Source organism: Kitasatospora sp. NPDC059827 (genome assembly GCF_042731675.1).
GTDB lineage: Bacteria > Actinomycetota > Actinomycetes > Streptomycetales > Streptomycetaceae > Kitasatospora.
In genome coordinates this window covers 1-18,039 of sequence record NZ_JBHWIV010000126.1, presented here as the reverse complement: position 1 = coordinate 18,039, position 18,039 = coordinate 1, and the positions used below count along the sequence as shown (strand labels likewise).

Annotated in this window: 18 protein-coding genes; 7 read left to right on the top strand and 11 right to left on the bottom strand. The window is 74.5% G+C overall.

What is annotated here, in order from left to right; genetic code table 11:
- On the top strand, window positions 1-763 hold a 763-nt coding region (locus ACFV8H_RS39130; protein ID WP_380409236.1), incomplete at its 5' end, for a cytochrome P450.
- Between the two features lie 81 nt (window positions 764-844).
- Complete coding sequence (locus ACFV8H_RS39125; RefSeq protein ID WP_375892885.1) at window positions 845-1,102, top strand: hypothetical protein; 258 nt, start codon at window positions 845-847, stop codon at window positions 1,100-1,102.
- Between the two features lie 128 nt (window positions 1,103-1,230).
- On the opposite strand, the gene ACFV8H_RS39120 is transcribed toward ACFV8H_RS39125, so the two are convergent.
- Both ACFV8H_RS39120 and ACFV8H_RS39115 read right to left on the bottom strand, forming a co-directional pair.
- Window positions 1,231-2,040 (bottom strand): isocitrate lyase/phosphoenolpyruvate mutase family protein, encoded by an 810-nt coding sequence (locus tag ACFV8H_RS39120; protein ID WP_375892883.1) that lies wholly within the window; start codon window positions 2,038-2,040, stop codon window positions 1,231-1,233.
- A gap of 11 nt (window positions 2,041-2,051) precedes the next feature.
- Entirely contained in the window at window positions 2,052-2,540 is a 489-nt protein-coding gene (locus ACFV8H_RS39115) for a carboxymuconolactone decarboxylase family protein (protein ID WP_380409233.1), read from the bottom strand.
- 240 nt (window positions 2,541-2,780) lie between these two features.
- Here ACFV8H_RS39115 and ACFV8H_RS39110 point away from each other — a divergent pair, with 240 nt between their 5' ends.
- From ACFV8H_RS39110 to ACFV8H_RS39095, 4 genes are all read left to right on the top strand, one after another.
- Window positions 2,781-3,560, top strand: a complete 780-nt coding sequence (locus ACFV8H_RS39110) for an NRDE family protein (protein ID WP_380409231.1) — start codon at window positions 2,781-2,783, stop codon at window positions 3,558-3,560.
- A 241-nt stretch (window positions 3,561-3,801) separates the two neighbouring features.
- Window positions 3,802-3,972: a hypothetical protein gene (locus tag ACFV8H_RS39105; RefSeq protein WP_380409229.1), complete on the top strand. Its 171-nt coding sequence runs from the start codon at window positions 3,802-3,804 to the stop codon at window positions 3,970-3,972.
- Between the two features lie 136 nt (window positions 3,973-4,108).
- A complete protein-coding gene (locus ACFV8H_RS39100) occupies window positions 4,109-5,026 on the top strand; it encodes an undecaprenyl-diphosphate phosphatase (RefSeq protein ID WP_380409228.1) in 918 nt (305 codons plus the stop codon).
- Between the two features lie 118 nt (window positions 5,027-5,144).
- Window positions 5,145-5,915 carry a glucose 1-dehydrogenase gene (locus ACFV8H_RS39095; RefSeq protein WP_380409226.1) on the top strand — a complete coding sequence of 257 codons (771 nt, stop codon included), beginning with the start codon at window positions 5,145-5,147 and terminating at the stop codon, window positions 5,913-5,915.
- 105 nt (window positions 5,916-6,020) lie between these two features.
- Here ACFV8H_RS39095 and ACFV8H_RS39090 read toward each other — a convergent pair whose 3' ends face one another.
- Window positions 6,021-6,917, bottom strand: coding sequence for a sigma-70 family RNA polymerase sigma factor (locus tag ACFV8H_RS39090; protein ID WP_380409225.1), 897 nt, complete (start codon window positions 6,915-6,917; stop codon window positions 6,021-6,023).
- Window positions 6,918-7,094: 177 nt separating this feature from the next.
- Between ACFV8H_RS39090 and ACFV8H_RS39085 the strand changes: the two genes are divergently transcribed.
- Window positions 7,095-8,537, top strand: coding sequence for a PLP-dependent aminotransferase family protein (locus tag ACFV8H_RS39085; RefSeq protein ID WP_380409223.1), 1,443 nt, complete (start codon window positions 7,095-7,097; stop codon window positions 8,535-8,537).
- Between the two features lie 91 nt (window positions 8,538-8,628).
- On the opposite strand, the gene ACFV8H_RS39080 is transcribed toward ACFV8H_RS39085, so the two are convergent.
- From ACFV8H_RS39080 to ACFV8H_RS39045, 8 genes are all read right to left on the bottom strand, one after another.
- Window positions 8,629-8,829, bottom strand: a complete 201-nt coding sequence (locus ACFV8H_RS39080) for a DUF6126 family protein (protein WP_380409222.1) — start codon at window positions 8,827-8,829, stop codon at window positions 8,629-8,631.
- A gap of 32 nt (window positions 8,830-8,861) precedes the next feature.
- Window positions 8,862-9,506, bottom strand: a complete 645-nt coding sequence (locus ACFV8H_RS39075; RefSeq protein ID WP_375892867.1) for a helix-turn-helix domain-containing protein — start codon at window positions 9,504-9,506, stop codon at window positions 8,862-8,864.
- Window positions 9,507-9,590: 84 nt separating this feature from the next.
- The gene (locus ACFV8H_RS39070) at window positions 9,591-11,324 is read right to left on the bottom strand and encodes a pyruvate dehydrogenase (protein ID WP_380409220.1); all 1,734 of its coding nucleotides are present in this window, start codon (window positions 11,322-11,324) and stop codon (window positions 9,591-9,593) included.
- A 126-nt stretch (window positions 11,325-11,450) separates the two neighbouring features.
- Window positions 11,451-13,856: a glycoside hydrolase family 65 protein gene (locus ACFV8H_RS39065; protein WP_380409218.1), complete on the bottom strand. Its 2,406-nt coding sequence runs from the start codon at window positions 13,854-13,856 to the stop codon at window positions 11,451-11,453.
- Window positions 13,853-14,611 carry an HAD family hydrolase gene (locus ACFV8H_RS39060; RefSeq protein WP_380409216.1) on the bottom strand — a complete coding sequence of 253 codons (759 nt, stop codon included), beginning with the start codon at window positions 14,609-14,611 and terminating at the stop codon, window positions 13,853-13,855. The genes ACFV8H_RS39065 and ACFV8H_RS39060 overlap by 4 nt, the downstream gene beginning before the upstream one ends.
- A 101-nt stretch (window positions 14,612-14,712) precedes the next feature.
- Complete coding sequence (locus ACFV8H_RS39055) at window positions 14,713-15,513, bottom strand: VOC family protein (RefSeq protein WP_380409215.1); 801 nt, start codon at window positions 15,511-15,513, stop codon at window positions 14,713-14,715.
- A 212-nt stretch (window positions 15,514-15,725) separates the two neighbouring features.
- Window positions 15,726-16,175 carry an SRPBCC domain-containing protein gene (locus ACFV8H_RS39050; protein ID WP_380409213.1) on the bottom strand — a complete coding sequence of 150 codons (450 nt, stop codon included), beginning with the start codon at window positions 16,173-16,175 and terminating at the stop codon, window positions 15,726-15,728.
- Between the two features lie 124 nt (window positions 16,176-16,299).
- Window positions 16,300-18,039: LCP family protein (locus ACFV8H_RS39045; protein WP_380409212.1), on the bottom strand; the 1,740-nt coding region annotated here is incomplete at its 5' end.

Genomic DNA, 18,039 nt, shown 5'->3' with positions numbered 1-18,039 from the left:
GCTCACGCGTGCCCTGTCGGTGAAGCGGGCGCCGTGGGGCAACATGTACGAGTTCAACATCACGTTCACGACGGTCGCCGTCGGCGTGTACCTCGTCCTGCTCGCGCTGAAGAAGAACATCCGCTGGCTGGGTCTGCCCCTGGTCACCACGGTCCTCCTCGACCTCACCACCGACCTGATCGCCGTCCGCGAGGCCGGGGACGGGCTCAGCGAGGCCGAACTCGTCGGCACCCTGCTGCTGATGCTGGTGGCCGGGCACGAGACCACGCTCAACCTGATCACCAACGCCGTCCGGGCCCTGCTCGCCCACCCCGACCAGCTGCGACTGGTGCTGGACGGCGCGCAACCGTGGTCCGCGGTGGTGGAGGAGACGCTGCGCCACGACTCGCCGGTCGGCCAGTTCCCGCTGCGCTACGCGAGCGAGGACATCGAGGTCGGCGACGTGGTGATCCGCTGCGGCGAGGCCCTGCTCGCCTCGTACGCCGCGGCCGGGCGCGACGGCGGGCACTATCCGGACGCCGACCGCTTCGACCTCACCCGGCAGCCCGCCCGGCACCTGTCGCTCGGGCACGGCCCGCACTTCTGCCTCGGCTCGGGGCTGGCCCGGCTGGAGGCGGAGACGGCGCTGCGGCACCTGTTCGCGCGGTTCCCGGCGCTGGCCCTGGCGGAGGGCGAACGGCCGGAGCCGATCGGCTCGTTCGTGAGCAACAGCGTGCGGACGCTGCGGGTGACGGTCCGAACGGTCCGGGGGACGGGCGCGTGATGCGGGGCACGGGCACGGGCGACAGGGGTGACGGTTGCCGCCACCCGGTTACCTGAGGGCGGCCCGGTCGTTCGGCAGGGCATGAAGAAACTCGCCACCCTCGCCGCCCTCACCATGGCGGGCCTCGCCCTCGCCGCCCCGGCGGCCTCCGCCACCAGCCAGGTCGCCAGCTCGCCGGACGCCACCGGCGGCCTCACCGACGGTCTCACCCTCTCCCCCGCCGACCTCGCCCTGCAGACCGCGGGCAAGCTCCCGGTGGTCGGGCACACGGCCGACGAGGTGGAGGCCATCGGCACCAACCAGATGTCCCACCCGGGGCTCAGCGGGCAGATCGGCTGACCCACCCGCCGCACCGGGCCGCCCGCCGCACCGGGCCGCCCGGACGTGCGGTGGAGCGGGCGGCCGACCGACCCCCGTCCGGTCCGCCGCCCGCTCCTGTCTGCTGCCCGCTGCCCGCTCCCCGGGGCTCAGCCCGTGAACAGGCCGTTGAGCTCCGGGTAGGTCAGCCCGCCGTCCAGGGCGGCGTACGTACCACTCCCGTACACCTCTTCGGCCGCCCGGCGGACCGCCGCGTAGGCCACCTTGGCCAGGCCCGGGCCCAGGCTGATCCGGGCCACGCCCAGCTTCGCCAGCTCGGCGACCGTGGGTGCGCCCGGCGCCGCCAGCACGTTCAGCGGGGCCGGGACGGCCGCGACCAGGGCGGCGATGGTCTCCGGGTCGGCGACGCCGGGGACGAACACGCCGTCCGCGCCCGCCTCGACGTACGCCCGCAGCCGGCGGACCGCCTCGTCCAGCCGGCCCTCCGGCTCGCCCAGGCCGTGCAGGAAGACGTCGGTCCGGGCGTTCAGGAACAGCGGGACGCCGGCCGCGTCGGCCGCCGCCCGGGCCGCCGCGACCCGCTCCGCGGCCTGCTCCGGGGTGTGGTCCGCGTCCTCCAGGTTCACCCCGACCGCGCCGGTGGCGAGCAGCGCGGTGACGGTCGCGCCGACCCCGGCCGCGGTGTCCGCGTAGCCGCTCTCCAGGTCCGCGGTGACCGGCAGGTCGACCGAGCGGACCACCTCGGCGGTACGGGCCAGCACCTGGTCGCGGTCGGCGCCGCCGCCGTCCGGGCTGCCGAGCGACCAGGACACGCTGGCACTGGCCGTCGCCAGCGCCCGCGCCCCGGCACCGGCCACCAGCCGGGCGCTCGCCGCGTCCCACACGTTGGCCAGCACCAGCGGCTCGCCCGGGCGGTGCAGCTCCCGGAGCAGCCGGGCCTTCTCCTGCTGGGTGGTCATCGCGGCCCCGCTCACTTCGCGGCCGGGCTCATGCGGGTGGACACGCCGATCCGGTTCCAGGCGTTGATGGTGGCGATCAGCGCGATCAGCTGGGCCAGTTCGGCCTGCTCGAAGTGCGCGGCGGCCTCGGCGTACACGGCGTCCGGCACGTGCCCCTGGGTGAGCAGGGTGACCGACTCGGTGAGGGCGAGGGCGGCACGCTCGCGGGCGGTGAACCACGGGGTCTCGCGCCAGGCGGGGAGGGAGACCAGGCGGTGGTCCTGCTCGCCGTTCTTGCGGGCGTCGGTGGCGTGCATGTCGATGCAGAAGGCGCAGCCGTTGATCATCGAGGCGTGCACCTTGACCAGCTCGGCGAGGACCGGGTCCAGGCCCTGCCGGGAGGCCCGGTCCACGGCGATCATGGCCTGGTAGAACTCGGGGGCGAGCCGCCCCAGCTGCAGGCGCAGCTCGGGGGCGGGCACGGCGTCGGTCTGCTGGGTCTCGGTCTCGTTCGTCGTCACGGCCGCCAGCCTAGGAGCCGACTGGCCCGTCCCACTGGTGCATTCGCCGCTCGGATCCTTGGGCCACTTCCGGCGCACGAACGGGCGTGCGAGGATCGCTGGTGGATCTTCGGATCCTCGAACCTTCGGATCTTCGAACCTTCGGATCCTCGCACCTTCCGAGCGGATCGGACCAGGGGGCAGGACCGGCGGATCGGACCAGGGGATCGGACCAGCGGATCGGACCAGGGGGACGGGACCGTGTGCACGGCGTTCATCAGCATCGAACCGGAGGCAGCGGTACCGGTGCTGCTGCTCTCCGTCCGGGACGAGTACCTCGGCCGCGCCTGGCTGCCGCCGGACCGCCACTGGCCGCAGCGGCCCGAACTGCTCGGCGGACTGGACCTCGCGGCCGGCGGCACCTGGCTGGCCGTCGACCCGACCCGGCGCACCGCCGCCTGCCTGCTGAACGGCTTCGGCCCGCCCGCCCCCGCCGACAGCAGGCTCAGCCGCGGCGAACTCCCGCTCACCGCCGTCCGCGAAGGCGGGATCGGCCACCTCGACCTGACGCCGTACGACCCCTTCCACCTCGTCCAGGTCCGCCCCGACGGCGCCCGGGTCGCCAGTTGGGGCGGCGGCCGGCTCACCGAGCACGAACTGCCCACCGGGCTCAGCGTGGTGCTCAACGACGGGCTGGAGGGGATGGCCGCCAACCGCACCGCCTCCGAGCGGATCCGCTCGCTGATGGCCGCCCGCGCGGACCACTTCCGGGCCCGGTTCCGCGCCGAGCCCCGGCCGAGCCCCACCGCCGACGGCCCGACCGAGCGGGCCTGGGGCGGCTGGCTGCCGGTCGTCACCGGCGACGGGCTGGCACCGGACGAGGACGCCGCGCTGATCCAGCGCCGGGACTTCGGCGACGGGCGGATCTGGGGCTCCTCCTCGATCTCCCTGCTGGCGCTCGGGCCGGACCTGCTGCGCTACGACTTCGCGACCGCCCCGGTGCCCGCCGACGGGTCGGGGTGGCGGCGGGTGGAGGCCTGAACGGGACGGACGTGCGTCTAGGTCGTACGTCCGACCGACACGGACGTACGATCGACACGGACGTACGATCGACACGAGCGTCCGACACGGACGTACGTCCCGGCCGGCCGCCCGCGAGCGATCTGGACGTCCGAGACGGACGTACGTCCGGACCGGGTCCCGTAAAAGGACTTGAAGCTGACGCTGCGGGAGGCTGCATCGTAGGGCTCCGTCGACCCCTCGCCCCCGTAGGAGGCGCCCGATGGACCTCCCGCCCCGCCCGCCCCGCCTGTCCGCCCTGCTGGCCGTCGCCCTGCCGCTGCTGGGCGTCCCGCTCGCCGCGACCGCCGGCCTGCTGCTCGGCGCCGCCGTGCACCGGAGCGTGCCGTTCGGCAGTCTGCTGGGCGCCCTGGCCGGCGCGCTGTTCGGCTGAGTCCGGGCCCGGTGACGCCCGGACATACGCTCGATGAACTTCTGGGAGCGGGCCTGCCAGGCGTCTACATGCCCGTAGTAGCTTCGCGGTGGCCACCGGGATCGGGCGGCCGCAGACCCCCGAGCGAAGGTGCGCGATGTCCACCCTGACCTACCCGGAAGCGATAGGCGTCGGCCTGCTGCAGGGTGTGACGGAACTCTTCCCGGTCTCCAGCCTGGGCCACAGCATCCTGCTTCCGGCCGTGCTCGGCGGGAAGATCCAGCAGGACCTCGACATGACCGCCGACGGCTCCCCCTACCTCGCCGCGCTGGTCGCCCTGCACCTGGCCACCGCGCTCGCCCTGGTGGTGTTCTTCCGGCGGGACTGGGTCCGGGTGGTCAGCGGCCTGGTCAGCTCGATCCGGCACCGCCGGGTGCAGACCCGGGACGAGAAGCTCACCTGGCTTCTCATCATCTCCACCATCCCGGTCGGCGTGGCCGGACTCGTCCTGGAGAAGGCCCTGCGGCACGCCCTCGGCAAGCCGCTGCCCGCCGCGGTCTTCCTCGCCCTCAACGGCCTGGTGCTGCTCGGCGCCGAACGGCTCAAGCGCGGCGGCAGCGGCCGCCGCCGGGCCGGTTACGCCGCCCCCGTCGACGAGCCCGGCCTCGACCCGGCGACCGCCTCCGACGTCCGGCTGACCAGGCTCGGCTTCGGCCAGGGCGCCTGGATCGGCGCCGCCCAGATCCTCGCGCTGTTCCCCGGCATCAGCCGCTCCGGCGTCACCATGAGCGCCGGCATCCTGCGCGGGCTGCACCACGAGGACGCCGCCCGGTTCTCCTTCCTGCTCGCCACCCCGGTCATCCTGGCCGCCTCGGCGCTGAAGGTGCCCGAGCTGTTCAAGCCGGAGAACTCCTCCGTGCTCGGCCCGGTCGCGGCCGGCAGCGTCGCCGCCTTCGTGGCCGGCTACATCTCGGTGCGCTTCCTCACCAAGTACTTCGAGACCCGCAGCCTGACCCCGTTCGCGGTGTACTGCTTCCTGGCCGGCCTCGGCAGCGCGATCTACCTCTCGGTCTGAGCCCCCTCCCGCGGCTCCGACAGCCCACCGCCCGCCCCGCCGGAAATCCCGCGCGCCGAACGGCCGCCTCGACGACCATGTCACCGGCAGGACAGGCGACTTCGCGAGAGGTGGAACGGTGGCAGGAACGGCGGCAGGACAGGTGCGCAAGCTGGCCGAGGGCAGGGCGGCGGTCGTCACGGGCGGCTCGCGGGGCATCGGACGGGCGATCGTCGAGCGGCTGGCGCGCGAGGGCGCGGACGTCGTCCTCGGCTACGCCACCGACCGGGCGGCCGCCGAGGCGGTGGTCGACGCGGTGGCGGCGGGCGGCGGACGCGCCTGGGCCGTACCGGCCGACCTCGCCGAACCGGGCGCCGCCGAGCGGCTGATGGCCACGGCCGAGGAGCGGCTCGGCGGGCTGGACATCCTGGTGAACAACGCCGCGCGGTCCTTCACCCCCACCCCGCTCGCGGACCTCGACGACACGGCCTTCGACGCCGTCCTGGCCGTCAACACCCGCGCCGTGTTCGCCACCGTCCGCTACGCCGCCCGCCGGATGCGCGACGGCGGACGGATCGTCAACATCTCCAGCGTGAACACCGTGCGCCCCGTCCCCGGCATCGCCGCGTACGCCGCCAGCAAGGGCGCCGTCGAACAGCTCACCGCCGTCGCCGCGGCCGAACTCGGCCCGCGCGGCATCACCGTCAACACCGTCTCCCCCGGCGCCACCGACACCGACCTGCTGCGCGCCGCCAACCCGCCCGAGGCGCTCGACCGGGTCGCGGGCCTGACCCCGCTGCGCCGGCTCGGACAGCCCGAGGACATCGCCGACGTGGTCGCCTTCCTGGCCGGGCCGGACGCCCGCTGGATCACCGGGCAGAACCTCCGGGCCACCGGCGGCCTGGGCTGACCGACGGCGCACCGACGACAGCCCGCGGGCCGTACGGCGCACCGACGACAACCCGACGACAGCCCGCGGGCCGTACGGCGAACTGCCGTACGGCCCGCGGGCGTTCTACCCGGTGAGCCCCAGGGCGGCCAACCGGTCCGGGTCGGTGAGGACGTCCAGTCCGGTGATCCGGCCGCGGTGGATCGTGAAGGACATGACCGACAGCGGGCGGCCCCCGGCGAAGGACACCACGCCGGGCGAGCCGTTGACCAGCACCAGGCGTCCGTCGGCGGCGAACCGGGCGAAGGCGATCGCCTGGGCGGCGACCTCGGCCGCGCCCCGGCGCAGCACGCTCGGCACCAGCGTGCCGCCGTCGGACCGGGCCACCACCTCCGGGTCCAGCACCGTCAGCAGGGCGTCGAAGTCCCCGCCCCGGGCGGCGGCCAGGAAGGCCTCCACCACCGTGCGCTTGAGCCCGTCGTCGGTGTCGCCGGCCGGGGTGGCGCCCTGCACCCGGCGGCGGGCGCGGCTGGCCAGTTGGCGGGTCGAGGCGGCGGTGCGGCCGAGCACCTCGGCGATCCCGTCGAAGGGCACGTCGAACATGTCGTGCAGCACGAAGGCCACCCGCTCCGCCGGGGAGAGCGTCTCCAGCACCACCATCAGCGCGATCCCCACCGAGTCCGCGACCAGGATCCCGTGCACCGGGTCCAGCGCCGCCGACCCGCTCACCACCGGATCCGGCAGCCGCACCCGCCCCTCCTGCTCGGGCAGCGGGTCCTCCCGCCGGGAGGCCCGGGAGCGCAGCTGGTCCAGGCAGATCCGGCCGACCACCGTGGTCAGCCAGGCCCCGAGGTTGCGCAGCTCGCCCGTGTCACTGCGGCTCAGCTTGAACCACGCCTCCTGGACGGCGTCCTCCGCCTCGGCGACCGACCCCAGCATCCGGTAGGCCACGGACCGCAGTTGGGACCGCTCCGCCTCGAACCGCGCGGCCAGCAGCTCCGCTCCGGAGTTCTCCTCGCCCATCTGTCACATCCTCGCCTCGGCACCCGTCGGATCGATGGCGGACACCGACCGCCCACCCCGACGGTCCCACCGGCCCGACCGGCCCCACCAGCCTCGACGACCCCACCCGATTCTGCCGAACCCGAGGGAGGACGGCCACCGCTTCGAGCACATCGGCACCCGCCGCGACAGGCGAGAATGGGGCCCGTGAACGGCTCCTGGACCGCCTTCGGCGGCGATCTGCATCTGGACCTCACCGGGCGGCGCGCTGCCGGCGCCGGGCTGCGGGCGGCGCTGGAGGACGCGCTGCGCGAGGCAGTGCAGGACGGGCGGCTGGCGCCCGGGACGCGGCTGCCGTCCTCACGGGCGCTCGGGGAGGACCTCGGGATCGCCCGCAACACGGTGGTCGAGGCGTACGGGCAGCTCGCCGCCGAGGGGTGGCTCAGCTCGCGGCAGGGGTCCGGCACCACCGTCGCGCGGCGGGCCGTGCCGGTGCGGGGCGCGCGGTCCGCGCCCGCCGGGGGGCGGCGGCCGAGCGTCCGGCACGACCTGATGTCCGGGCGGCCCGACCTCTCGCTGTTCCCCCGCACCGCCTGGCTGGCCGCGGCCCGCCGGGCCCTCGCCACCGCGCCGCACGACGCGTTCGGCTACGGCAGCCCGCTGGGCCGGATCGAACTGCGCGAGGCGCTGACCGACTACCTGGCCCGGGTCCGCGGGGTCCGCACCGATCCGGACCACCTGCTCGTGTGCGGCGGCTTCCAGCAGGGCCTGGGGCTGCTGTGCGCGGCGTTGAAGGAGCGCGGGGCCCGTTCGCTCGCGGTGGAGGCGTACGGGCTGCCGCCGCAGCACGCCGTGGTGCGGGCCGCCGGGCTGGCGACCGTCCCGCTGCCGCTGGACTGCGAGGGCGCGCTGGTCGACCGGCTGGACGCCGGCCCCGCCGCCGCCCTGCTCACCCCCGCCCATCAGTTCCCGACCGGCGCGCCGCTGTCCGCCGACCGGCGGGCGGCCGCGGTGCGGTGGGCGCGCGAGCAGGACCGGTACGTGATCGAGGACGACTACGACGGCGAGTTCCGCTACGACCGGCAGCCGCTCGGCGCGATGCAGGCCCTCGACCCGGAGCGGGTGGTGTACGCGGGCACCGCCGCCAAGAGCCTGGCCCCGGGCCTGCGGCTGGCCTGGCTGGCCCTGCCGGACGCGCTGGTCGAACCGGTCGCCCGGTTGAAGGTGCTGGCGGACACGATGTCCCCGGTGCTGGACCAGCTGACCCTGGCCGAGCTGATCACCTCGGGGACGTACGACCGGCACGTACGGCGCTGCCGGCTGCACTACCGGCGCCGCCGGGACCGGCTGGTCGCCGCGCTCGCCGAGCACGCCCCGCGGGTCGAGATCACCGGCATCGCGGCCGGACTGCACGCCGTCCTGCAACTCCCGCCCGGCGCGACGCCGGAGGCGGAGCTGCTGGCCCGCGCCGAGGCCGCCGGACTGGCCCTCAGCGGACTCGACCGGCACCGCGCCGACCCGGCGACGCCGGGGGCGGCGGAGGAGACCGGGCCCGCGCTGGTGATCGGCTACGGGTCCCCGCCGGAGCACGCCTTCCCGGCGGCCCTGGAGGCCCTCTGCCGGGTGCTCCGCGACGCCTGACGTCGCCGGGCGGTCAGGCGGTCGGGCGGTCGGGCGGTCGGGCGCCCGCCTCCGACGGGGGCGGAGGCGGACGCCCAGCAGGTGGGGTCGACTACTTGTTGCGGGTGCCCAGTTCGAACAGCAGGATGATGAACCCGGCGAAGAGGTGGCAGCCCACGGTGTAGATCACCAGGCGGTGGTAGACCCGCTTGTTGGCCCACTTGCCGGCGTCGACGGTCTTCGGGCCGGCGGCGGTGTCGGGGGCACCGGCGGCGTTGGCAGTGGCGGTGTCGGCGGTGGTGGGATCGGCCATGGTGATCTCCTCCGAGGTGTTCTGACGGCTGGTCAGTGGCTCGCGGCGGGGCCGCCGCCGAGGCAGAGTTCGCCGCCGGGGCTCTGCAACAGGGTGTGGACGAAGAGCAGTTCGACGCCGGTGCCGGATGCGGCGGCGATGCAGTGCGGGGTGAGCGAGTCGTAGTGCGCGGAGTCGCCGGGGGCGAGGTGGTGGACGCGGTCGCCGAGGGTGACCCGCAGTTCCCCGCGCAGGACGTACAGCCACTCCTCGCCGGGGTGGACCCGGACCACCTCGTCCTGGACGCCCGGCGGGACGAACACCCGCAGGGCCTGCATGGCGCGGCCGGGGGCGCCGGCCCGGCGGTAGCCCCAGCCGCCGGCCCGGCCGGGCTCGATGGCGCCGCCGCGGACCACCGGGTCCGGTTCGACCAGCGCCTCGCCGAGCAGCCCGGAGACCGAGGTGCCGTAGGCGCGGGCCAGGCCGAGCAGGACGGGCAGCGAGGGCTGGCGGCGGCCGGTCTCCAGCCGGGACAGATAGGCTGGGGAGAGGCCGATCCGGCCCGCGGCGACCTCCAGGGTGAGCCGGCTGCTGAGCCGGTGCTCGCGGAGGCGGGCGGCGAGGCCGGCGACCTCCTGGTCGTCGAGCCGGCCGTCGTCGGCGGGAGTGCCGGTGGCACCGGTGGTGCTGCTGCTCATGTGTCCAGTGGACACCCGCCCTGCCGCAGGGGCAAGAAACTTGCCTCAGGGGCAAACCGCTCCAGGGCACTCACGGCCGGGCGCTCACGGCCGTGGAATGTTCCGCAGGTTGCTGCGCGCCAGGTCGACCATCCGCCCGACCCCGCCGGACAGCACCGTCCGCCCGGCGGCCAGCGCGAAGCCCTTCACCTGGGCGGCGGTGATCCGCGGCGGGATGGACAGCGCGTTGGGGTCGGTGACCACGTCCACCAGGGCCGGCCCGGGCCGCTCCAGCGCCTCCGCCAGCACCTCCCGGACCCTGTCCGGCTCGGTGACCCGCTTGGCCGGGATGCCCATCGCCCGGGCGATGCCCGCGTAGTCCACGTCCCCGTTGTCGATCTCGTACTCCGGGTAGCCGGAGACCAGCATCTCCAGCTTGATCATGCCGAGCGCGCCGTTGTTGAGGACCACCGTCTTCACCGGCAGCCGGTGCTTGGCCACCGTGAGCAGTTCGCCGAGCAGCATGCCGATCCCGCCGTCGCCCGCCATCGCGATCACCTGCCGCCCTGGGCAGGCGAGTTGGGCGCCGATCGCGTGCGGGAGGGCGTTCGCCATCGAGCCGTGCAGGAAGGAGCCGATCACCCGGCGGCGGCCGTTCGGCCGGAGGTAGCGGGCGGCCCAGACGTTGTTCATGCCGGTGTCCACGGTGAACACCGCGTCCTCGGCGGCGACGTCGTCCAGCACCGAGGCGACGTACTCCGGGTGGATCGGCAGGTGCTTGTCGATGTCCCGGGTGTAGGCGCCGATCACGTCCTCCAGCGACTTGCAGTGCTTGCGCAGCAGGCCGTCCAGGAAGGAGCGGTCCGGCTTCGCCTCCAGCAGCGGCAGGACGGCCCGCAGGGTGGCCGCGACGTCGCCGTGCACGGCCAGCTCCAGGGCGGTGCGCCGGCCCAGCCTGGTCGCGTCGTGGTCGACCTGGACGGTGTGCGCCTGCGGCAGGAAGGAGTCGTACGGGAAGTCGGTGCCGAGCAGCAGCACCAGGTCGGCGGAGTGCAGCGCCTCGTGGCAGGCGCCGTAGCCGAGCAGTCCGCTCATCCCGACGTCGTACGGGTTGTCGAACTGGATCCACTCCTTGCCGCGCAGCGAGTGCCCGACCGGCGCGTGCAACGCCTCGGCGACCGCCATCACCTCGGCGTGCGCCCCGCGCACCCCGGCACCGCAGAACAGGGCGACCCGGCGGGCCGCGTTCAGCAGCCGGGCCAGCTCCCGCACCTGGGACCAGGGCGGCGCGGCCACCGCCTGCTCGGTGAGGAAGTGGCTGCTGCCGGTCGGCCCGGCGGCGGGCAGGGCGGCGACGTCCCCGGGGAAGGCGAGCACCGAGACGCCGTGCGAACCCAGCGCGTGCTGGATGCCGACCCGCAGCAGCCGGGGCAGCTGGGCGGGGGTGGAGAGCATCTCGCACCAGTTGCTGCAGTCGGTGAACACCCGCTCGGGGTGGGTCTCCTGGAAGAAGCCGGTGCCGATCTGCCCGGACGGGATGTGCGAGGCCAGCGCGAGCACCGGCAGGCCGCTGCGCTGGGCGTCGTACAGGCCCTGGATCAGGTGGGTGTTGCCGGGGCCGCAGGAGCCGGCGCAGACCGCCAGCCGGCCGCTGAGCTCGGCCTCGGCGGCGGCCGCGAAGGCGCCGGCCTCCTCGTTGCGCACGTGCACCCAGCCGATGCCGTCCGCCCGGCGGATCGCGTCGACGACCGGGTTGAGGCTGTCCCCGACCACGCCGTAGACCCGCTCCACCCCGGCCTGCCGGAGCACCTCCACCATCTGTTCGGCCACCGTCGCCACGGGCGCACCCCTTCGCCGGGCGCCGGGCTCGGCCGGGCGCCGGTTGTCACCGGACGTGCCCACCCTCCGAGGTGCGGGCCCGCCCCGCATCCGGAGCGGGCCCGAACAGGCGAGCGACCGGCGCGGCTACTCCGCCGCCAGGTGGTCCTGCTGGCCGAGCTTGCCGGCCACCAGGCCCGCCTGGGGCTGGCGGCGGGCCGGCTCACGCCCCGGGGGCTGGGCGCAGCGCTCCTGGGCGGGCGGGACGGTGGTGGGCAGGGTGACCGGGGAGCCGGCCTTGACCTGGACCGTCTCGCCGTCGTGCCGCAGGTGGATCACCTCGCCGCGGCGCAGGGTGTAGGTGGTGCCCTCGTGGGTGATCCGGACGCCGAGCAGGTGGCCGCGGACCAGCAGCGAGAAGCTCAGCCGCATCAGCCCGGAGGGCAGCCGGGGCCGGAAGTCCAGCGTCTCCCCGTGGTCGCGCAGCCCGCCGAAACCGGCCACCAGGGCGATGCAGGCCCCGGCGAGCGAGGCCATGTGCAGGCCGTCGCGGGTGTTGCCGCCGAGGTCGTGGAGGTCCATCAGGGCGGCTTCGGCGGTGTAGTCGTAGGCGAGGTCGAGCTGCCCGACCTCGGCGGCGATCACCGCCTGGGTGCAGGCGGAGAGCGAGGAGTCCCGGACGGTGAGCCTCTCGTAGTAGGCGAAGTTGCGGACCTTCTGCTCGTCGGTGAAGGCGTCGCCGCGGACCTGCATGGCGAGCACCAGGTCGGCCTGCTTGACCACCTGCTTGCGGTACAGGTCGAAGTACGGGTAGTGCAGCAGCAGCGGGTACTTCTCCGGCGGGGTGCCCTCGAAGTCCCAGACCTGGTGGTGGGTGAAGCCGTCGGCCTGGGGGTGGACGCCGAGGGCCGCGTCGTACGGGACGTACATCGCGGCGGCGGCGTCGCGCCAGGCGGCGGTCTCCTCGGTGTCCACGCCGAGCGCGTCGGCCTCGCGCGGGTGGCGGACGGCGGCTTCCGCGGCGGCGCGCAGGTTCGTCTGCGCCATCAGGTTGGTGTAGACGTTGTTGTCGGCGACGGCGCTGTACTCGTCGGGGCCGGTGACGCCCTCGATCCGGAACCGGCCGGCGCTGTCGTGGTGGCCGAGCGAGCGCCACATCCGGGCGGTCTCCACCAGGAGTTCGAGGCCGTACTCGCGCTCGAACTCCGCGTCCCCGGTGGCCCGGACGTAGCGGGCCACGGCGGCGGCGATGTCGGCGCCGATGTGGAAGGCCGCGGTGCCGGCCGGCCAGTACCCGGAGCACTCCTCGCCGCGGATCGTCCGCCAGGGGAACACGGCGCCGGCCAGGCCGAGTTGGGCGGCGCGTTCGCGGGCCAGCGGGAGCGTGGTGTGCCGCCAGCGCAGGGCCTGGTTGACGGCGCTGGGCAGGCAGTAGGTGAGCACCGGCAGCACGAAGGTCTCGGTGTCCCAGAAGCTGTGCCCGTCGTAGCCCGGGCCGGTCAACCCCTTGGCGGGGATGGCGCGTTCCTCGCTGCGGGCGCCGGCCTGGAGGACGTGGAAGACGGCGAACCGGACGGCCTGCTGGAGTTCGACGTCGCCCTCGATCTCGACGTCGCTGCTCTCCCAGAATTCCCTCAGGTAGTCAGCCTGTTCGGCGACCAGGCCGTCCCAGCCGGTGTACCGGGCGGCATTCAGCGCGGCCTCGACCTGGTCCCGGACGGCGGGCAGCGAGCGGGTGCCGGACCAGCCGTAGGACATGAACTTGACCAGCCGCAGCCGCTGTCCGGGGGCGAGCACGGTGGTGACGCTGATCCGGCAGTGGTCGGCCTCGGACTCAGCGACGGTGTCCAGCCGCTCCGGGCCCTCGATGACGTGGTCCATCCCGGCGGCGACCCGGATGCCGCTGAACCGGGTGCGGTGCACCAGGACGGCCTTGGTGCCGCTCGCGTGGTGCGCCTCGGCCTGCAGCGGCGCCTCCAGCACGGCGGCGGCCCGCGGGTCCCCCTCGGGGCCGCCGGGCAGCTGCTCGTTGGCGACCAGTTCGGACTGGAGCACGATCCGCACCGGCCCGTCCACCGCCTCGACGGTGTACTCCACGGCGGCGATGGCCCGTTGGGTGAGCGAGACCAGCCGGGAGGAGCGCACCCGGATGGTCCGCCCGGCCGGGGAGGTCCATTCGCACTCGCGGTGCAGCAGTCCCTCGCGGAAGTCCAACCAGCGGGTGTGGCCGACCAGTTCGCCGTAGCGCAGGTCGAAGGGCTCGTCGTCCACCAGCAGTCGGATGATCTTGCCGTTGGTGATGTTGATGACGCTCTGGCTGGACTCCGGGTAGCCGTAGCCGCCCTCGCCGTAGGGCAGCGGCCGCAGTTCGAAGACGCCGTTGAGGTAGGTGCCGGGCAGGCCGTGCGGCTCGCCCTCGTCCAGGTTGGCGCGCAGGCCGATGTGGCCGTTGGAGAGCGCGAAGACAGACTCGGCGCGGGCCAACGAGGCCTGTTCCAGGCCGTGTTCGGTGATCTGCCAGGGGTCGATGGCGAAGTTGTCGGCCGGGCTCATGACGCCTCCCCCTCGTCGTCCGACAGCAGCTCGGCGAGGTCGTCGACGACCACGGTGGCGCCATCGCGGCGCAGTTCGGCGGCCTGCCCGGTGCGGTTGACCCCGACCACCGCGCCGAAGCCGCCGGCCCGGCCGGAGGCGACCCCGGCCAGCGCGTCCTCGAAGACGGCGGCGTGCGCGGGCTCGACGCCCAGCTCGCGGGCGGCGTACAGGTAGGTGTCCGGGGCGGGCTTGCCGGGCAGGGACCGCTGCTTGGCGACCACGCCGTCCACGATCACGTCGAAGAGGTCCAGGATGCCCGCCGAGCGCAGCACGTCCCGGCAGTTGGCGCTGGAGGAGACCACCGCGCGGGGCAGTCCCAGCGCGCGCAGCCGGTGCACGTAGGCGACCGAGCCCTCGTACGGGGCGACGCCCTGCTCGCGGATCAGCCGCAGCACGGTGTCGTTCTTGGCCCGGCTGACGCCCTGCAAGGTACGGGTGTTCGGCGGGTCGTCCTCGGTGCCCTCGGGCAGATCGATGCCCCGGCTCCGCAGGAAGGCCCGGGTGCCGTCCAGGCGCGGGCGGCCGTCCACGTAGGTGTCGTAGTCGGTGACGGCGTCGAAGGGGACGAACGGCCCGCCGGTGCGGGCGGCTTCGGCGCGCAGGAAGGCGTCGAAGGTGTCCTTCCAGGCCGCGGCGTGCACGGTCGCGGTCCGGGTGAGCACCCCGTCGAGGTCGAAGAGGAAAGCGCGGATGTCGTCCGGTAGCCCCAGCATGGGTGCAGTCTGCCCCGGGAACGCGGGGGATGCCGCCCATTCCCGGCGGCGCGTCGCCGGAAGGGCGGCATCCGGTCGCCCAGCGCGTCCGGGGGCGGCGGTTACGGCGAGTCCGGCATCTGCGCCTCGGGCGACTGGACGACGGCGAACAGCGCGCCCTGCGGGTCCCTGACCACGGCCATCCGGCCGGACTGCATGTCGAACGGCGGCTGGAGCACCGAACCGCCGGCCTTGACCAGGGCGTCCACCGTGGAGTCGGCGTCGTCCACCGAGAAGTACGCCATCCAGTGCGAGGGGGTGCCGGACCCCAGGTACCCGGGGATCGCCTGCATGCCGCCCACCGTGCGGTCGCCGACGTTCAGCGAGTAGTAGCCGTCCATGCCCTGGATGGTGGCCGGGCGCAGTCCGAGGGCCGGCTGGTAGAAGCGGCCGGCCGCCCCGGTGTCGGCGGTGTTCAGCTCGTTCCAGATCAGCGCGCCGGGCTCGTTGACGACGCCCGCGCCGATGAAGTCCATCGCCTGCCAGACCCCGAACACCGCGCCGGTCGGGTCGGCGGCGACCAGCATCCGGCCGACCGTGCCGACGTCCATCGGCGGGTAGACCACCGTGCCGCCGGCCCCGGTGATGGCGGCGCCGGCCGCGTCGGCGTCGTCCGAGGCCAGGTAGGTGGTCCAGCCGACCGGCGGCAGCGGCTGGCCCTCGGGCGCGGACTGCGCCATGATCCCGGCGACCGGGCGGCCGTTGAGGGTGCACACGGCGTAACCGCCGAACTCGGCCGGGCCGAGCTCGCCCTGCCAGCCGAACAGGTCGCGGTAGAAGTCGAGCGCGGCCTGCTGGTCGCTCGCCATCAGGTCGATCCAGCACGGGGTGCCGGGCTGGTACGGATCGGTCACTAGGGGCATCGCTGGGCCTCCCGGAGGCGGTGGTGGCCGGCTGGGGTCGTCGGGCGGTCGGGCCCGGCCCGACCGGTACGGCCGTCCGCGCGGACGGCGGTACGACGGCGGTACACCGCCCACCCTCAGCCCGGCGCCGCGTTCCCGCCACCGGACGGCGCCCTGGTGGGCGACCGGTGGCGGGGCGGCGGCCCGGCGGCGGCCGGACGGTGGCCGGGCGGTCACTCCTCGTCGTGGCGCAGGGCGGTGACGAACAGCGGCTGCGCCTTGCCGCTCTGCGCGTAGTCCTTGAGCCGGACCAGGAGTTCGGCCCAGGTGCCGGCCACCATCGGGACGCCCTCCTCGCTGCCCGGCTGCCAGCCGCCGTGCCGGAACAGCAGCCGGGTGCGGCCGGGGTCGCCGGGCTGGTCGGCGAGCTCCCAGCTGATCCAGGTGCCGGCCCAGTGCGGCGGGAAGGCCCCGGTGTTGGCCCACAGCACCCGGTCCCGGTCGGCCCGCTCGCGGCGCAGCCGGAACGGCTCGGGGACCCCGGGGAAGTCGAGCAGCAGCACCTCGCCCTCGCGGCCCACCCCGGTGGTCCACCAGCCGGTCAGCCCGTCGTGCGTGTTGAGCGCGGCCAGGACGGCGTCCCGGGGGGCGGCGATGTCGAACTGCATGGCGATCTCGGGCATGGGGTCCGCCCTTTCGGTGCCGGTGACCGGTGGGCCCCCCGCTACCGCCACCATGGCACGACCCCCGGGGCCACGCGCTCCGGGGGTCGTGCGGTCGGTCCGGTCGGTCGTCCGGCGGGTGGGATCAGCCGCCGCTGCCGTAGGTGGTGTTGGCGCAGATGTCGTCGTCCGCCGAGCGGGCGTCGTTGGTGACGGTGGTGGGCAGCGGCTGCGCGGGCGTCTGGGCGCCGGGGGTGGCGGCCGCACCGGACGCGCCGGACGCGCCGGCCCCCATGCCGTTGGCCGCGGCGAAGTCCTGGCCGACGATCAGCGAGATGCCGCGGGAGCTGCCGGGCTCCAGGCTGGCGCCCGGGAACAGCGCGGCGAGCTTCTCGGCGTTCGCCTTCTGGCTGGAGCTGTACTCGATGGTGGTGGTCTTGTACTTGGTACTCGCCGCCTGACCCGCCGTACTGGCCGAGTACTTGGCGCCCTTGAGCAGGTCGGTCGCCTTGCCGGCCAGGCCGTTGACGGCCGTGCCGTTGTAGACCGCGACCTTGACCGAGGCGTTGGAGGCGTCCGCGGCCGCCGCGGCGGGGGTGGCGGCCGCGGTCGGCTGGGGGGCGGTGCTCGGGCCGGCGCCGGCGTCCGGCTGCTGGCCGGTGGCGTTCTGGCCGTCGATGGTCTGGTCGGCCTTGAGGGTCTCCCAGAGCTTGTTGGAGTCCGGCTGGACCAGGTCGATGTTGGCGTCCTGGGTGCGGTAGCGCCAGGGCGCGGTCACGAACTTGAGGTCGTGCATGTCGATGTTCTTCAACGACAGGCCGAAGGAGAGCAGCTTGTCCGCGGAGTCCAGCCCCGGGTCGACGGTCAGCGACTTGGTGGCCGCGTCGGCCAGCGGCAGCAGGTTGGTGGGGCTGAGCCCGTCCTTCTTCATCTTGGTGGCGAGCGAGCTCATGAAGGCCTGCTGGCGCTTCATCCGGCCGATGTCGGAGCCGTCGCCGATGCCGTGCCGCAGCCGGACGTAGTCGAGCGCCTGCTGCCCCTGGACGGTCTGCTTGCCCTGCGGGAGGACGAGGTTGCCCTTCTTGTGCAGGTTGGGGTTGATGTCGCCCTCGTAGATCGCCTTCGGCAGGCAGATGTCCACGCCGTTGACGGCCTTGGTCATCGCGGAGAAGCCGTTGAAGTCGACCACCATGGTGTGGTCGACCCGGATGCCGGTGACCTTCTCCACCGTGTTCTGGGTGCAGGCCGGGTTGCCGCCGTCGCTGCCGCCGACCGAGAAGGCGGCGTTGAACAGGTCGTTGCCGCCCTTGGTCCACTTGCCGTTGGGGAGCTTGCAGGACGGGATCGGCACGATCGCGTTGCGCGGGATCGAGATGCCCACGGCGTGCTTGTGGTCGGCGTAGACGTGCAGCAGGATCGTGGTGTCCGAGCGGGCGCCGCCGTCCTCGCCGCCGCCGAGGTCGGAGTTGTTGCCGCCGCGGCTGTCGGAGCCGATCAGCAGCACGTTCACCGGCTTGTTGCCGTCCGCGTCGGCCTTGGCCTCGGGCGGGCGGTCGGTGGCTATCGCGTCGGCGTCGAAGGACTTGATGTTGGCGTTCAGCTTGTAGTAGATCGCGCCGCCGGCGCCCGCGATCAGCACCAGCACGCCGGCCGCGGACCAGGCGACGATCTTCTTCACGTTCTTCTTGGGCTTGGCGCCGCGCCGCGCCGCCGCCCGCCCGCCCGCACCGCCGGTGCCACCGGGGGTGCCGGAGCCGCCCGCGCCGCCGGAGCCGCCGTCCGCCCGGCCGCCGCCCTTGCCCTGGGCGGCGCGGGCGGGCTCGGGCCCGGCGCCGGGGCCCGGCCCCGGCGGCCGCGCCCGCGCCCCCACCGCCGGCGAGGGCCC

Bases quoted from the DNA above. Each gene is read 5' to 3' on its own strand.
- ACFV8H_RS39125 (WP_375892885.1), top strand. From the start codon at position 845: ATGAAGAAACTCGCCACCCTCGCCGCCCTCACCATGGCGGGCCTCGCC.
- ACFV8H_RS39120 (WP_375892883.1), bottom strand. From the start codon at position 2,040: ATGACCACCCAGCAGGAGAAGGCCCGGCTGCTCCGGGAGCTGCACCGC.
- ACFV8H_RS39105 (WP_380409229.1), top strand. From the start codon at position 3,802: ATGGACCTCCCGCCCCGCCCGCCCCGCCTGTCCGCCCTGCTGGCCGTC.
- ACFV8H_RS39100 (WP_380409228.1), top strand. From the start codon at position 4,109: ATGTCCACCCTGACCTACCCGGAAGCGATAGGCGTCGGCCTGCTGCAG.
- ACFV8H_RS39090 (WP_380409225.1), bottom strand. From the start codon at position 6,917: ATGGGCGAGGAGAACTCCGGAGCGGAGCTGCTGGCCGCGCGGTTCGAG.
- ACFV8H_RS39085 (WP_380409223.1), top strand. From the start codon at position 7,095: ATGGGGCCCGTGAACGGCTCCTGGACCGCCTTCGGCGGCGATCTGCAT.
- ACFV8H_RS39080 (WP_380409222.1), bottom strand. From the start codon at position 8,829: ATGGCCGATCCCACCACCGCCGACACCGCCACTGCCAACGCCGCCGGT.
- ACFV8H_RS39075 (WP_375892867.1), bottom strand. From the start codon at position 9,506: ATGAGCAGCAGCACCACCGGTGCCACCGGCACTCCCGCCGACGACGGC.
- ACFV8H_RS39065 (WP_380409218.1), bottom strand. From the start codon at position 13,856: ATGAGCCCGGCCGACAACTTCGCCATCGACCCCTGGCAGATCACCGAA.
- ACFV8H_RS39060 (WP_380409216.1), bottom strand. From the start codon at position 14,611: ATGCTGGGGCTACCGGACGACATCCGCGCTTTCCTCTTCGACCTCGAC.
- ACFV8H_RS39055 (WP_380409215.1), bottom strand. From the start codon at position 15,513: ATGCCCCTAGTGACCGATCCGTACCAGCCCGGCACCCCGTGCTGGATC.
- ACFV8H_RS39050 (WP_380409213.1), bottom strand. From the start codon at position 16,175: ATGCCCGAGATCGCCATGCAGTTCGACATCGCCGCCCCCCGGGACGCC.